Genomic DNA, 15,588 nt, shown 5'->3' with positions numbered 1-15,588 from the left:
TTTATGTATGGTGCGGTCGAGAGGACTCGAACCTCCACGGCTGTTACACCACTAGAACCTGAATCTAGCGCGTCTGCCAATTCCGCCACGACCGCATATGTTGTTGCCAACGAAAGATATCATACCATTAACGGATAAGATGAGTCAAGTCATTTGTTAAGGAAAAGTTAAAACAAAGAAAAGGGCTCCAGCTCATGCGCTGGAACCCCTTTATGTATGGTGCGGTCGAGAGGACTCGAACCTCCACGGCTGTTACACCACTAGAACCTGAATCTAGCGCGTCTGCCAATTCCGCCACGACCGCATGCCTTAATACGTCCCTAATGGTAGCATGTACGGGTTTCGTTCGTCAACCCGTCTAATAAAGTTGCAAAATTCAGCATATTTTTCCTCGGTTGGACAAACAATGAAGGGGATAAAAGGGAAAGGGTGTATGATGTGAACAAATCGAAAAGGGCAGCTGTCATCTGGCTCATTGCACTCGTGTTAATCATTCCTTCCGGAGCGGGGCAAGCGGTGGCCGCAGAGGAAGGACAACCGGAGTCCGGAAGACAGTTTGCGATTGTCATTGATGATTTCGGCAACGGAATGAACGGCACGGAAGAGATGCTGCAGCTGCCCGTGAAATTTACGGTCGCAATTATGCCGTTTATGCCTACCACCAAAAAGGATGCCGAGGAAGCGCATCGCCTTGGGCATGACGTCATTGTGCATATGCCGATGGAGCCCAATAAAGGGCAAAAAAATTGGCTGGGCCCGGGGGCAATCACGGCTGACCTTAGCGACGCCGAGATTAAGAAACGGGTAGAGGACGCCATTGATAACGTTCCTTATGCGGTAGGCATGAACAATCATATGGGCTCCAAAATTACGGCCGATGAACGGATTATGCGGATTGTCCTGTCGGTCTGCAAGGAGCGAGGATTATTTTTCCTCGACAGCCGTACAACCTTTAAAACCGTGGTGCCCAAGGTAACCGAGGAGCTTGGCGTGCCCGCACTCGCAAACAACGTATTCCTTGATGACGTGTATACGGAGCAGCATGTGTCGAAACAAATGACGATTGCGAAGAAGCATCTGGAATCCCATGATACTTGCATCGTTATTGGTCATGTTGGACCTCCGGGCAAAAAAACGGCAGCCGTCCTCAAAGCATCCATTCCGACGATGCAATCGGACGGCCAGGTTCAATTCGTTAAGCTGTCGCAGCTGGTGCCTTCGTTATCGGGTGATCCATTTATACTGCCGAATCCCTGAGGCGATTGCCGACGCTACGCGCAGCTGCTCCCGAGGATCTGTGAGCATTGTACGGTCGCCTTCATGGCTGATAAAGCCCATTTCGACAATGACGGCTGGCTGGTCCACCTTGCGCAGCAAATAGAAAGGCTTGCCCTCCCTCGGGTAAAAGGCGGTCTGCTGTTGTCTGTTCAGCGTATCCTGTATGCAAAATGCAAGAAGCGCGCTTTCCCCGGTAGACTGATGCAGCACTAGCGGACCATGCTTGGATCGGTCCTTGGTCCAGTTCACGTGAAGGCTGACCAGCATGGTGGTCTCGATCTCGTCGGTTAACTGGCGGCGTTGCGACAAATCGCGCTTATGCCGCGATCTGCTCACATGCCATCGGTTGTCTTCGCTTAGCGCATAATCGCCGGTACGATTCAGTACGGCCGGGATCCCCTGACTATTAAGAAGTAGGTAAAGCTTCTGGGCGATGGCCAGATTGATATCCTTTTCCAAGGTATTCCCGGCTGATGCGCCCCCGTCAATTCCTCCGTGTCCGGCATCAATCAACACAATAGCCGAAGGCATCGTCCAACCGTCCTCGGGCGCATTGGCGATTTGCTGTTTGTTTTCCGGAAAGGCAGCTGACAGCTCGGGCGCAAGGCAAAGCAAGCCGATTAACGCAAAAACCATAACACGCACGACAAACAATTTGAATTCCTCCTTCAATAGGCCAAGACTTGCGCGTAAAGCAGCTATCGATAGCGTGGCTTATTGAAGGAAAACTCATGCATGTTTACGATCTGGACATTCCGGGCAAACTTCTAGTAACAAATAAACCGAAGAGGTGATCGAAGTGGCAAATGGACATGATCTGATTAAATATATGACCGTGGAATTTGTGAACTACATCGAGACGCCGAGGGATGAACGCAAAGCGGCGAAGGCGACAGCCAAGGCTGCAAGGGAGCATTGGCTGTCGCGCTGGTTTGGATGGGGCGGCGCCAGCGTATTGTTATGGTGGAGAGGCCGTACGGAACGTTAGCGATAGAAGTGACCGAGCTCGGCAAGAAGCTTGAGGGGAATGTACCTTGTGCTGCTGCCGAGCTCATCTGTTTCCAGGGCGGCATAGACATTGCCGTCGCCCCAGTTGTGATAGCCGGTTACCGACCACACATAAAGCATCTCCTTATTAAAGCGCTCTACTGTAAAGCGGAGAGGCGTTGTGGAGCTTAAAGCTTTGAGCACGATGCCGGTATCCTCGGCGGACGCTGTAATCGGTTTTTCCGTAAGCCACGGCATTTCATTGTACGGATCAAAAGAACGGCTTTTAACGGCTCTCACAATCAAGGTGTTGCCTTGAAGGGCGTAACGCGAGGCAAGTCCTTCTTCCGCTTTGGCGGTTTTTTCCCAAGTATCCTGCTGCAACGGGAGCCACTCGCCGCTCATACCGTCCAAATACGTGTCTTCCGTTGAGCCGCTAACGTCCCAGACGGCGAGCAACGGATGAATATACAAAGCTTGGTTCGAATCCGGCAAGGAGGAGAGAAGCTCCAGCTGGGCAAGGGATTGGCGCAGCGTAGTCTGGTCAAACAAGTATTCCCCCTTACCGTATTCCCCAAGCGCAAACCCGCCATTTTCCTTGGCTTGAATAACCAAGTACCCGGCCGGTTGTCCTTTATCTTTTACAATCGCAATCCAGCTGTGCATGCCGGGTCCAAGAGGCGATACGGCAAATTCGGCATGACTCCACGCTTTGAACTCCGGTAACTTGGCAAGCTCGTCCATCCAGCCGCGTACGGTGGATTGAAGCTCCGTTTCTTGTTGAACCGTCGCGGACGGAATCGATTCCGCCTGAAGGCTTTGAGCCGTGACAAGGAATGTTGACACCACCAATGCGGCAATAACCGTATGTCGAATCCACTTATTCACCCTGGCACATCCTTTCTTTCTTTTGCATCCGTTTCTGACATGATCTCATTATATGGGACAAGCCCGCAGAAGGCTGTTGGAACCTGTCGCGGGCGCAGATCAATCGGTCGTTCTATTTTTGGCGTATTGATGCGAATGCCGTCTGATTGTCTCTATTCAATGCCTTCCAGGTGGAAAATACCGCAGTTAATGGCGGAAGCCGTCACCCGCGGTTCATACTGCCATTTGATCTCGGTCTGGCGCTGGTTGAATTGCTCTTCGATGGCTTCCTTGGCATTTTCTTCGGCATGCTTGATCATCGGATCGTAATAATGCCGGATTCTGTCGAGCTCTTCCTCCAGCCTTGCCGCAGCATCAGCAGCCCAAGCATAGTCGTAATTTCTGAGCTTGCGTTCCAGCGTTGTCTCGATAACGCCCAATGCCTTTGCATAGGACAGGCCGTTGCGGGTCAAATGGATATTCGAGGGCAGCCGCGGCGTGAGCTTCAAATTTTTAAGCCGGTCGTAGAAATTCTCGACCACCAATCCCGTTGCGAGAGAGACGCCGTAGCTGTGAATTTCCTCGCGCTTCCTGTCGCACGCGAATTCGACGCGCATATTAACCCCGAGCCAGGCGGTGTAGGGTGTCGATTGGAACGGAGTGCTGGACCGCCTTTCCGGTTCCTGGAACAGGTTCACGTAGCTGCCCGAGTTTTTGGCTGCGCCAAACAGCTGCTCCAGCTTGCGGGAGCCGAAATAGAGATCTTCCCTTGGCGTACGGATGCCGCCTGCCAAGTTGTTGTTTACGAAGCCGAGGGAGCGGTTTAGCGCCGCATCCACCGCATTCGTAACCGGGCCCGGTGCTGGCGCAGCCGCCGGCGCGGCAAACTCCTCCTCGTATTTATCCTTGTCGGTGACGAACAGATATGTCATTGTCTCCGGTTCGGAGCCGGTACGGTCAACAAAGCTCCAGTAGAAGGGGCGGTTCGTCAGTTCACGGTCGGCGGCAGGAGAGAGCTTAACCGTGAAGTGAGCAGGCGACTTCTCCAGTATCGAGCATTGGGTAGCCTCAAGAAAACGCTGTACATATTTATGAACCTGCTTGGAATTCACGGTCTCACCTCGACTTTCTGGCCCAGCGCGGTCATTTGGGAGAGGATGGTTGGCCCTTGGGGCGTCTCCGGCGATTCCGTCTCATCACGAAGCTTGGACAGGGTGGAACCCAGATGACTCAGCCTTTGTTCCAGATGAACGGCGTCTCCCTCGGATTCGAGCAGCATTCGTGCCAGCTGCTGCTCGATGGAGCCGGCATCCGATTCGAACCGTTCCAGAATATGGTCGAGTTCCCCGATGACAAGCTCAAACAGATTGATCTTCTCATGCAGCAGGTTAACGATATGCTCTTCGATGGTCCCGAGCGTGCACAGATTATAGATCTTGACGTCTTCCTTCTGCCCAAGCCGGTGAACGCGGCCGATCCGCTGCTCGACGCGCATGGGATTCCATGGGAGGTCAAAGTTAATCATGTTGTGGCAGAACTGCAGATTGATCCCTTCGCCGCCGGCTTCGGTAGCGATAAGCACTTGGGCGCGGCCGCGGAACAGATCCATCATCCAGTCCTTTTTGCCGCGGTTCATGCCGCCCCGGTACGGCACGGCTAATATATTGTGCGAGCGGAAGAACTGCAGCAGGTATTCCTGCGATGCCCGGTACTCGGTGAAGATGATGACTTTGTCGTTAATCTGCTGAATAAGCTCCATTACTTTTTCGGCTTTTGTATTGGCTTTGATCTGTTTAATAAATTCAACCAATTCCCAGATTTTTGGACGGATCGGGGAATCCTCGGCCGTCTTCTTGAACAGATTAACAAGCGTAATAAACACGGCGTCCCGGCTGCTGCATACCTCGCGTTGCAGCGTAACTAGCGGGAGCATGCTCATCATATCTACGCCGTCTTCCTTGTAACGGTCCCGAACGAATGCCGTAACCGCGTCATAGAGAGCCTTCTCTTCCGAGGACAGCTCCAGCGGAATATTTTTCACGACGCGCTTGGTGAACGATATGCCGCCGTCTCCGCGCCGGTTGCGGATCATGACGGTGGACAGCGCATCCTGCAGCTGATCTTCATTTTTCGGCAGGCGTTTGTCGACCACGAAGTTCGCTGCAAACTCGCTTTGACCGCCTAGCTGGCCTGGCTTCAAAAGCGTGATAAGATTATATAACTCATCCAGATCGTTCTGAATCGGAGTTGCCGTCAGAAGAAGGCAATATTTTTTTCGGAGCTGGAGGGCAAATTGGTAGTTTGTCGTCTTTTTGTTCTTGAGCTTATGCGCTTCGTCGATAATGATCATGTCGTAATCCTGGCCCAGAATAATCTCGCGGTGCGGATCACGCTTGGCCGTGTCTATGGAGGCGACGACAACATCGTATTGCCAGGTATGCTCCTTCTTTTGCGCGACGGCGGAGATGCCAAACTTCGAATTCAGCTCTCTCACCCATTGCAGGACGAGGGAAGCGGGAACAAGAATAAGAGCCTTCCGGACGAGACCGCGCACCATGTATTCCTTGATGACCAGTCCGGCCTCGATCGTTTTGCCAAGTCCGACTTCATCGGCGAGAATAGCGCGGCCGCCCATCTCGTGAACCACCTTGCGCGCCGTATCCACCTGATGCGGCATCGGTTCGAACGATGGGAGCGTGCGCAAGCATTGCAGCTGCTCAAAGCTGTCGACCCGCTTGGCTTGCTCGGCTTCCATGGTCAGCTGATAGAGCGTCCAATCATCCCATGGACCGTTCTTGGCGACCCGGTTCTGAAGCTCGTCGAACCAGGTGCGGTCACATTGCAGGTCGACAAGCGGATGAAGCTTGCGCCGGACCGTATTAGCTTCCGTAGAGGCGGGATTCACATTCGCCTGATCATTCATAGTAAAGGTCACGATAGGCAGCTCCTTTTGCGAATAGAGATAGTTGTCAATAGTATGACCTTTTTCATCAAATCTTAGTAAATAAGCAGTAAAATTAGCGATAAGACAAGCAATAGAAAGAGAATAGCCAATGTAAGCGGAGAAAAGCGGCGAAATAGGTAAAAACAGCTGTGGATACCGATATGTAGTATAGTATAATAAGCAGTACACACAATATATGGTGCCCGACACATGCGATAAGAGGTGTGTATGCGAGATGAGGGACATGGGAGGAAGGACCAATCGGATGGCAATGACGCAGAAATTGGAAGGCCTTAGCGAAAAAATATTTTTGGACCGTTATGCATGGAAAAACGCGGACACAAAGAATACGGCAGTAGGGGATGTCGTACTGGTCCTGACGAAGGATGATCCAAAATTCCCGGCCAAGGAGGTTGGGGAAGTCATCGGACGCAGCGGCGATGAGGTGACCGTTAAGCTAAGAAGCGGAGATACCGTGACATCCAGCGTGGAGAAGCTCACGCTTACTATAGAGAAGACTCCGGAAGAAATGTGGGACCGTCTGGCGGGTGCGATGGCTGGCGCCGAGAAAGGCGAAGAAAAGCAGCGCGCCTGGACGGAAAGGTTCCGTTATATTCTCGATGACTGGAAGCTCGTTCCGGGCGGCCGTATTGCTGCCGGTGCCGGCGCCAGCGAAGAATTGACGTTGTTCAACTGCTACGTTATTCCTTCGCCGAAGGACAGCCGCGGCGGAATTATGACAACTCTGTCCGAAATGACCGAAATCATGGCGCGCGGCGGCGGCGTGGGAATCAATCTGTCTTCGCTGCGTCCTCGACGGGCGATTGTTGCGGGCGTTAACGGCTCCTCCAGCGGTGCCGTATCCTGGGGCGGTTTGTTCAGCTATACAACCGGTCTGATTGAGCAGGGCGGAAGCCGCCGAGGCGCGCTTATGCTGATGATTAACGACTGGCATCCGGATGTGCTTGATTTCATTACCGTCAAGCAGACGATGGGGCAAGTGACGAATGCGAATCTGTCGGTATGCGTGAGCAACGCTTTTATGAAAGCCGTGAAGGAAGACCTGGATTGGGAGCTTGTCTTCCCGGATACCAAGGAAACCGATTACGACGAGCTGTGGAACGGCGATCTGGATGCCTGGAGAAAGCTGGGCAAGAAGGTTGTCCATTATAAAACGGTTCGCGCGCGCGATGTCTGGCATACGATTATCGAATCGGCATGGAAATCGGCTGAACCCGGCGTCGTCTTTATGGAGTATTACAACCAGATGTCGAACAGCTGGTATTTCAACCCGATTATTTGCACGAATCCTTGCGGCGAGCAAGGGCTGCCGGGCTGGGGCGTCTGCAATCTGTCCGCGATTAATCTGTCCAAATTTTACGATGAGAGCAAGCACGACGTGAATTGGGAGGAGCTGGCGAAGGTAACCCAGTGGTCCGTTCGTTTCCTCGACAACGTCATAGACACGACGCCTTATCACTTTGAAGAAAATGAGAAGAACCAGAAGAAGGAGCGCCGCGTAGGCCTTGGCACGATGGGGCTTGCCGAGCTTATGATCAAGCTTGGCATCCGTTACGGCAGCCCTGAATCCCTTCTGTTCCTCGATAAAATATACGGCTTTATGGCAAGAGAGGCTTATCTCTCTTCGGCGGAGATCGCTTCGGAGAAAGGTTCGTTTGAAGCGTTTGACGCGGAGAAGTTCCTGCAAAGCGGCTTTATGAAAAACATGGTGGCGGAATTCCCGGAGGTAGGCGAAGCGGTGCTGGCCAAAGGCATGCGCAACGTTACCGTTATTACCCAAGCTCCGACTGGCAGCACGGGTACGATGGTGGGGACATCGACAGGCATCGAGCCTTACTTTGCCTTCGAATACTTCCGTCAAAGCCGTCTCGGCTTCGACAAACAGCTGGTGCCAATCGCGCAGGCATGGAAGGATGCGCATCCGGGCGAAGAGCTGCCGGATTATTTCGTAACGGCGATGAATTTGTCCGCGAAGGATCATATCCGCGTGCAAGCGGCGATTCAGCGCTGGGTAGACAGCTCGATCTCGAAGACGGCGAATTGTCCTAGCGACTTTACGGTTGAAGAAACAAAAGAGCTGTACGAGATGGCCTTTGACCTGGGCTGTAAAGGCGTTACGATCTACCGCGACGGCAGCCGCGACGTTCAAGTATTGTCGACGAAGAAAGACGATGCCAAGCCGGATGCGGCTGGCGAAGCAGCTGCGGCAGCGGAAGCAGTGAAAGAAGAGGATAAACTCGAGACGCTGAATACGACGCTTAACGCGAAGGTATCGCCGCAGGCGGAGCAGGAATTCGACAAGCAGTATAAACGCCGCCCGCAAATTCTTCGCGGGGCAACCTATAAAGTAAATACGCCGTTTGGCATGGCGTATATCACGATTAACGATCTGAACGGTATTCCGGGCGAAATCTTCCTGAACGTAGGCAAAGCGGGCTCCGACGTGTTTGCGATGGCGGAAGCCCTTGGCCGCGTATGCTCCTTGTTCCTCCGCTACGGAGATCACGGCAACAAAGCGAAGCTGCTGATCAAGCATCTTAAAGGCATTGGCGGCACAGGCGCTATCGGCTTCGGAGCCAATCGGGTAGAATCCATCGCTGACGCTGTTGCGAAGGCGCTGGAGATTCATATCGAGAGCACGAATGAGCAGGCGGCTGCTTCTGAACCGGTAAGCGCGGCTCCTTCTTTAGCCGTTGCCGCAGCGCCGGCAGCCGAAGACTCGCATAAGCATGGCGAGGTTACCTCTCGCGACCTATGCCCGTCCTGCGGATCAGCATCGCTGATCAATGTCGAGGGCTGCAAACAATGCAGCAATTGCGGTTATAGCAAGTGCAATTGAATAAAAAACAAGCGAAAACTCTCGATTGTGATATGTCCGCTGTAATATCATTTGTCACATCCTGTAATATAAAATGTCACTAAAATTGATTATGATGTCAAAGCCCGAATCCCTTGTGGATTCAGGCTTTTTTTTATAATAGGCATTCGTAAAGTATGGTTGTTTAATGTCAACTTTCAGTGGAAATAACTGCAATATAAAATAAAAAAATTAGAGCATCAAAAGTCAAATTCGGGAGGTTTCGTAATGGACTGGTTAAGCAAAAGGAGCTGGGACAAAGAGGATATGCTTTATGCTCCGAAGAGAACAGTGAATAACAAAGGTAGTCGAACGTTTGAGCACGTTATTGGTTCATTACCAAGTAAGAAAATGGATCGACATATTCCATACGAGTCATTTTGGGGTGAAGCATTATTCTATTACATTCTTGAGCTTGATCATCAGGTAGTAAGATATTACCCGCAACCTGTAGAGGTCCCAACAACCTCGGTGACTAAAGATCTTATTATTAAAAAGACAGCTCATGTACCTGATACATTGATTTTTAGACAAGGTTCAGTGCCGCATCTCTTTCAAGTGAAGGGGGGAGATACCTTCATTGAACAAAGCCCACACTTGTATGCGGCATGTATGGAGTACTGCCGTCAAAAAAAATGGAGGTATTCGATTGTTAGACCGAAAGTATTGCCCAAAGTTGTGAAAGACAACATTTTGCTAATTATGCACTACAGAAATCCTAGACCTGGCTTCAATATGTGGATTCCTGAAGTACTAAAAAAATCTGAATTTTTCCGCGATACAACGATTATAAACTTAGCAAAAAGTTTTATATCAAAAGCGGACTACCGAGATATTCTCCCTGTAATATATCACTTGATTTTTCTAGGTAAACTTAAATTCAATATTTGTGAACCATTGAACGAACTAAGCGTGGTAGTACTTGGAGACTTAGCGCAAGAGTTGAAACAATACATTGAGATGGGGAGTGACGACTAATGAGAGGTAGCATGTTGAGGATCGATGATGAATTTGAATGGTGCGGTTCTAAGTTTCATGTTCACGATTTTGAACATCCTAATGTTCTGATATTTAAAGAAGATGGAGATAGAAAAATAGTCAAAGTTCAGTATTTATCAATCATCACTGATCCTACGTTCAGAATCGTAAATCGTGAGATGAGTTTAGCGAAAGCACGAGAAGAAAAAGATGAATCGAACAGAAGAGCGCTGATAGATACCTTATCTGAAGCACAACAACAAACTGCAAAATTAAAAATGTCGATTATTGACCCTATCTTGACATTTAATGAAGTACGTGAGGGAAATTTATATGCTGCTCAATTATTCAAGGAGAAATATATGGAGTTCTTATTGGAATCGGAGTCCTTGGATAGTATCAAGAAAGTGGAGTTAATTAAGCGTGTAGCTGAAAAGTATGACTACACATCAAGACAAATATATCGAATGTTGGATAAGTATAAGACAGCTGAGGCAATACGTGATAATCACGGAATTGAAGGCCTCGTTTCCAAGGCTCATCTAAAAATTCATAATAGAAAAGATGAGATAGCAATACCTATAGCTCATCCCAAGAATCCTGAGATAATTTTGGACACTATCTACATTCGTCTCCCTGAAGGGTATGCACCGGTCATTAAAAGGGAATTAGATAAGTTCATTATTAGGAAACGAAGAAAATTTAACATCCTGAAGGATGAACTTGAAATATCCTGTACGGCTAATAATTTACCTCCACTCGATTATGATACTGTTTACAAACTTGCTAATCGGATCGATAAGTACGTATTCGAGAGAATTAATAAAGGAGATGTAGTGGAACCGAAGTTGGTTCAAGAAAAAGCCTCAAATCAATTTGCAAAGGCTCCACTCCATGTAATTGAAATTGATCATGTGCAGTTACCGATTACATTAATTGATCCAGAGACCGGTGTAGAGTTAGGTGAACCAATACTGAGTTTGGGTCTATGTGCATTTTCACGAAACGTTTGGGGTATGGAGCTGTCATACGATCATCCGTCTGGAGATAAAGTCATGCGGCTTTTGTTCAATGGTATATGTTTTAAAGATGCTAAAGCAAAGTATGGGACTCTAAACGATTGGGATATGCATGGTATTCCTACCGTCATTCTGATGGATAATGGTTCGGATTTCACTAGTACGTACGTTAAATATATGATTGAAGATGTGTTAAAAGCAGAACCACGTTATCGACCTATTGCAACACCAAGATACGGCGGGATAATTGAACGAAATTTTGGAACCATCAATACTGATTTTTTGCAAAAACTATTGGGGACACGTGTAAAGAGTGAGCATGATCGTGATGCAAAGAAAGAGGCACGATTAACAGCGGTGTTATCCCTTGATAACCTTCGTGAGCTTTTAGTTGGATATATTACGGACATATATCATCAACAAGAGCATTCGGGACTGCCACTAGATTGCAACACACCAGCTGCGAGGTTGTATACGGCATTGGATGTGATGGGTAGCTTGCCGTTTATTCCGAAAGAAGATGAGCCTTATTATAAGCTTCAATTGCTTCCTACGGATATGAGGTCATATCGTCGAGATGGCATTCGTGTAGAAAACGTGAAATATGGATCACCAGAGACAACTCGTTTTATCAGTAATAAACAAAAAAAGAACTGCAAAATAAAATACGATTTAGATGATATTTCGCACATCTATTTGCTCGATCCCAAAGAAGCAAAATATATTGAAGTACCTTCAATAAGTCCTCCCGCAGATGAAATAAAAGGGATGAACAGAAAACAATATGAAATGTTGAGAAAGTGTCTGATCGAGGCTGGTGAATTAACAAAACAACAAATCCCTGGTTATTCGTTAATTAGTAAAGGAAAGTTGCTTATTCGTGAGAAGTTCAACAAGATGGTAAGTACTAATATTTCGGCAAGAAAACGTGCATTAAAACAAGGATTTGAACTTCAAGTCAAGGATAAGAACCAATCTGCTAAGCAGTCTAATCAAAAACCAATGTCAAAAGTACAACAATTCGCAGCGCGGCTTAATGAGGAGAAGGCTAAAAAGAAACAACAGAATTAGATCGTTAAAATTGGAGGATTGGTTCCCAAAACTAATTCTCTTTTTTACGTTTATATGATGATTATTAAGGCAATAAATATAATTGGTATATTCATATTTAAGGGGGAGCTAATAGTGGGAGCAGAATCAGAATTTAGAGCTTTCCAAAAACGAGTTGAAAACTTGTATGTTGAACACCCAGAGATAACAAGAATTTGGAATCGTCTCGACCGGAATCGGAAAAATAAAAAATCAATTGATGAGAGTGATGATTCACCAATCAACTTGTTTATTGAAGGATTACCTGGGTCTGGTAAGACGCAATGTACAAAAAAATATCGTAAACGGGCCATTTCAATAAGAAAATATGACGAAGTGGAAGGGCTTTGGTACAATACTAGGCCAGTATTATATATGCCGCTTCCTATACCATTTACTTATAAAGGGTTCTACAACAATATATTGAGGAGTATTGACCCTTATTTCCCAACCTCAAATTTAGATATTGACAAAATAAAACACCAAGCTTTTTCATTGTTGAGAAAGTTGGAAGTGGAGATGCTTATTATTGATGAAATGGATTATTTGCTAGCCTCTACATATGTCCAGCGTAAGGCAGTTATGGAAAACATTAAAGATATTGCAAACTCTGCGGATGTTTGCTTGGTCTGTGTTGGAACACATGCTATTGAGGAACTAAGGACTTTAAATACGCAACATTTACGGAGGTATCCAAGGACAGTACTTGGTCATTTTAAATCTTGTGATGAATCATTTTTAAGCTTTTTGAAGTCATTAGAAGAACAATTGGCACCTCCAGCTCCAATTGTACTGGATTGGTCCTCACCTGATAGTGCATTTGCTCCAACTTTATTTGAAATAACTCGCGGACTAGTGGGATGGATAAAACCAATCATAAGAGAAGCGATGGATTTAGTGGGAGTCTTTGATGAGAATTTTAAAGATTTCTCAATCCTAGAAAATATAGATGGTGCTGTCCTCTTAGAAGCTCAGTTGAATGTTATTGGAAGTTTTGCTGAAGAGGATATGGCGAAGATTATGGAAATTGAAGAAGGAGATCAAGACAACGATGAATCCGCATAAGCAACGTTGTATTCGACCTGTACTGTTTGATGAAGAATCTCTAAGTTCCTATTTCATGCGTCTTGCTAAGGCATACTACACGGATTTAAAAGAAGTGTTTGGATGGTACAATGATGAAATTTTTAAGTACGCATATAGTATTGATGTGCATTGTAATATCTCTTTGAATATAAAAAAAATATGTGAAGAGATGGATATTAGTGGAGAACATATACGTTCCGCCACTTTTTCTATTTTGATGGAGTCATTTAGAGATGAAGAGGATACATCGGGATGGTCATTCATAGGAAATACAATTGAAAAGAGGAAGCGCAAGTATTGTCCCAAATGCCTAAAGAAGCAACCGAGATTTAAACTTCTCTGGCAAGTAAACGAGTTGCAAATATGCGATGAACATGAAGTCTATTTGGAGTGTATGTGTCCCTGTTGCTCTAAGCCAATACCATATCTAAAGATAGAATTAGCTTATGGTAAATGTCCGCATTGCTTAGGTGATTTGAGTATGAAATTTAGACCTTGTGATGATGAACATTTAGTTGAAGACCAGAGAAAGGTTTATGAAGAGTGGAGGTATATGCTAGCCCATAGACCTAAATATCCATCTCAAATATGGGGATTATCAATAGGACAAAACACAGCATTGAAAATGCTTTATATTGCTCAAAATAACGGGGTATTATTGGATCGGGATAGAATTCAGTTATCAAGAGATCAGATTTGTCGATTGTTGGCATATGTGAATGGAGAGACTGATGTTAAAAAGAGATACATTGTTACTTTACAACTAATTCGTTCGCAGTTGTTAAAAAGGGGAATAAAATCTAAACATTTTTACGAATTGATTGTTCCAGACGATTATATTCTAAGTGTTCTCGATGAAGAACGTAGGAGTGAGAGACGTTGCTTATCTCCATGGTGTATTTCATTTGGAAATGGTAGTGGATTAACTAAATTGAGAATAAAAGGTAATGCTTTGAAAAAAAACTATGAGTTGCTACGGAATCCATATTTCTGTAAATTTTGTTCTGTAAAGTACGGTTTTGAAGATAACGGAGAGGGGGAGTGGGTTGAATCAGAAAAAATTATTGAAAATGCTTATAACCTTGGAGTAACATTATTAAACTCAGGCAACAGCTTATACAAATTTGCAACTGTACTACATGAAGAAGACAATGGTTCGCTTGCAAATTGTTTGTTCTTGGCCTCGATGTATATAGCGTATTTGCTCAGACATAATTTATTGAACTCTAGAGTTACAAAGAAATATAAAACTTTTGATGAAATTAAAGATCCAATTCCATTATTCCGTATTCTAATAGATATGAAAGGATCAAAAATCAAACTTGCCCGTCGACTTTTTAACTGGAGTCAACGGGAATATTATTATCATTTCTTTCACCCGGGAGTTCAAATTTTATTTTCTGAGTCATATAGTTCAAGCTTAATTGATGAACGAATAAGTGATGAGAGTGCCCCTAAAGAACAGGCGGTTAAGGCTAAAGATAGTCGAGAGCAACCTGAAGTACATCATGATGAAAAAGAAAGATTATGGGGACTTGCAAAAAGTATCCTCAAGGAATGTGAAGAAAACAAGGATACAATTTCTGATAGTTCTTTTTATGAGAAGATGGGTAAAGGAGCGAAGTGGCTGACAAGGCATATGCCAGAATTATTAGTGTGGTATATGGAACAAAAGGTTAAAATCAACGATTTATATATACAGCATATTGAAAGCCTTCGTCTCAATAAATGCATTGCGGTTGTAGTGAAACTTTATCGTGAAGGGACGACATTATCACAGGAACATATTGCATCAGAGAGTGGAATAGAGAGAAAGTATATTCGTATACATGGTCTCTACCCGATTATCAATGCCGTTATTCAAGTTTTGTTACAGAGTAAGATGACACCTGATACAATTGAAGAATTCGTAAAAACAAATCCAACAGTTGAGCATTGGAGAAAGGCTATCTTGGGATAGCCGCTGGCTGGTGCCGATTTTGTACAACTCATTCATGGTAAAGAGACCGAAGAATAGTAAAAATAGCGGAGGGCTGATAATTGGCAGCCTCCGCTATTTCTTTTTTCCATACATCTCATAAATGATATTCCGAATTTTTCTAACATCATTAATTTCAAGTTCACTTAGCAAGTTGAAAATATCATTCAAATCTGATCCTTTATTTGCTGTTTTATGAGTGATTTTATCGTACAAGAAGAGGTCATATACTCCAACTTCAAGAGCAGTGGCTATCTTGGATAAGTTCAATGTAGATATGTTCTTTTCAGCTCGCTCTACACTTCCAATATATGTATAATGAAAGCCGGCTCTTTCTGCCAATTGTTCTTGAGAGAGCCCTAGATTCTTACGTAATTCCCTAATTCGGCTGCCAAGTAGCTTAAGAATTTGTTCCGACATAGTTATACACCTCAAGTAAAGTGTAAACAAGCCATGATTTCTGTGATATATAATTGTTGATAGC

The 15,588-nt window shown here is 45.9% G+C and carries 12 protein-coding genes and 2 tRNA genes; 7 read left to right on the top strand and 7 right to left on the bottom strand.

What is annotated here, in order from left to right:
- Nucleotides 1-8 precede the first annotated feature (8 nt).
- A tRNA-Leu gene (locus EV294_RS10860) sits at nt 9-95 on the bottom strand.
- A 122-nt stretch (nt 96-217) separates the two neighbouring features.
- Nucleotides 218-304 (bottom strand) — tRNA-Leu (locus tag EV294_RS10855).
- 125 nt (nt 305-429) lie between these two features.
- Here EV294_RS10855 and EV294_RS10850 point away from each other — a divergent pair.
- A complete protein-coding gene (locus tag EV294_RS10850; protein WP_132306612.1) occupies nt 430-1,257 on the top strand; it encodes a divergent polysaccharide deacetylase family protein in 828 nt (275 codons plus the stop codon).
- Here EV294_RS10850 and EV294_RS10845 read toward each other — a convergent pair.
- Nucleotides 1,222-1,932, bottom strand: a complete 711-nt coding sequence (locus EV294_RS10845; RefSeq protein ID WP_132306610.1) for an N-acetylmuramoyl-L-alanine amidase family protein — start codon at nt 1,930-1,932, stop codon at nt 1,222-1,224. The two genes, EV294_RS10850 and EV294_RS10845, sit on opposite strands and share 36 nt — an antisense overlap.
- A gap of 145 nt (nt 1,933-2,077) precedes the next feature.
- Between EV294_RS10845 and EV294_RS10840 the strand changes: the two genes are divergently transcribed.
- Nucleotides 2,078-2,266, top strand: a complete 189-nt coding sequence (locus EV294_RS10840; RefSeq protein ID WP_132306608.1) for a YqzE family protein — start codon at nt 2,078-2,080, stop codon at nt 2,264-2,266.
- Here EV294_RS10840 and EV294_RS10835 read toward each other — a convergent pair.
- The 3 genes from EV294_RS10835 to EV294_RS10825 form a co-directional block, all read right to left on the bottom strand.
- The gene (locus EV294_RS10835; RefSeq protein ID WP_132306606.1) at nt 2,263-3,153 is read right to left on the bottom strand and encodes a hypothetical protein; all 891 of its coding nucleotides are present in this window, start codon (nt 3,151-3,153) and stop codon (nt 2,263-2,265) included. The genes EV294_RS10840 and EV294_RS10835 overlap by 4 nt on opposite strands.
- A gap of 152 nt (nt 3,154-3,305) precedes the next feature.
- Nucleotides 3,306-4,244 (bottom strand): YqhG family protein, encoded by a 939-nt coding sequence (locus EV294_RS10830; RefSeq protein ID WP_132306604.1) that lies wholly within the window; start codon nt 4,242-4,244, stop codon nt 3,306-3,308.
- Nucleotides 4,241-6,055, bottom strand: a complete 1,815-nt coding sequence (locus EV294_RS10825; RefSeq protein ID WP_132307169.1) for a DEAD/DEAH box helicase — start codon at nt 6,053-6,055, stop codon at nt 4,241-4,243. The genes EV294_RS10830 and EV294_RS10825 overlap by 4 nt, the downstream gene beginning before the upstream one ends.
- A gap of 286 nt (nt 6,056-6,341) precedes the next feature.
- Here EV294_RS10825 and EV294_RS10820 point away from each other — a divergent pair, with 286 nt between their 5' ends.
- The 5 genes from EV294_RS10820 (at nt 6,342) to EV294_RS10800 (ending at nt 15,086) form a co-directional block, all read left to right on the top strand.
- On the top strand, nt 6,342-8,936 hold the full coding sequence (locus tag EV294_RS10820) for an adenosylcobalamin-dependent ribonucleoside-diphosphate reductase (RefSeq protein ID WP_132306602.1): 2,595 nt from the start codon (nt 6,342-6,344) through the stop codon (nt 8,934-8,936).
- A 246-nt stretch (nt 8,937-9,182) separates the two neighbouring features.
- Nucleotides 9,183-9,932, top strand: coding sequence for a PDDEXK family nuclease (locus EV294_RS10815; RefSeq protein WP_132306600.1), 750 nt, complete (start codon nt 9,183-9,185; stop codon nt 9,930-9,932).
- The gene (locus tag EV294_RS10810) at nt 9,932-12,022 is read left to right on the top strand and encodes a Mu transposase C-terminal domain-containing protein (RefSeq protein WP_132306598.1); all 2,091 of its coding nucleotides are present in this window, start codon (nt 9,932-9,934) and stop codon (nt 12,020-12,022) included. Before EV294_RS10815 ends, EV294_RS10810 begins: the two co-directional genes overlap by 1 nt.
- A 114-nt stretch (nt 12,023-12,136) precedes the next feature.
- Entirely contained in the window at nt 12,137-13,105 is a 969-nt protein-coding gene (locus tag EV294_RS10805) for a TniB family NTP-binding protein (RefSeq protein WP_165930647.1), read from the top strand.
- Nucleotides 13,092-15,086, top strand: a complete 1,995-nt coding sequence (locus tag EV294_RS10800) for a TniQ family protein (protein WP_165930646.1) — start codon at nt 13,092-13,094, stop codon at nt 15,084-15,086. The genes EV294_RS10805 and EV294_RS10800 overlap by 14 nt, the downstream gene beginning before the upstream one ends.
- A 93-nt stretch (nt 15,087-15,179) precedes the next feature.
- Here the strand turns inward: EV294_RS10800 and EV294_RS10795 are convergent, their stop codons facing one another.
- Entirely contained in the window at nt 15,180-15,524 is a 345-nt protein-coding gene (locus EV294_RS10795; protein WP_132306592.1) for a helix-turn-helix domain-containing protein, read from the bottom strand.
- Nucleotides 15,525-15,588 lie beyond the last annotated feature (64 nt).

Origin of the sequence: Paenibacillus sp. BK033 (assembly GCF_004345425.1) — a bacterium.
Taxonomy (GTDB): Bacteria; Bacillota; Bacilli; order Paenibacillales; family Paenibacillaceae; genus Pristimantibacillus.
This window is presented reverse-complemented; position numbering and strand designations above follow the sequence as displayed.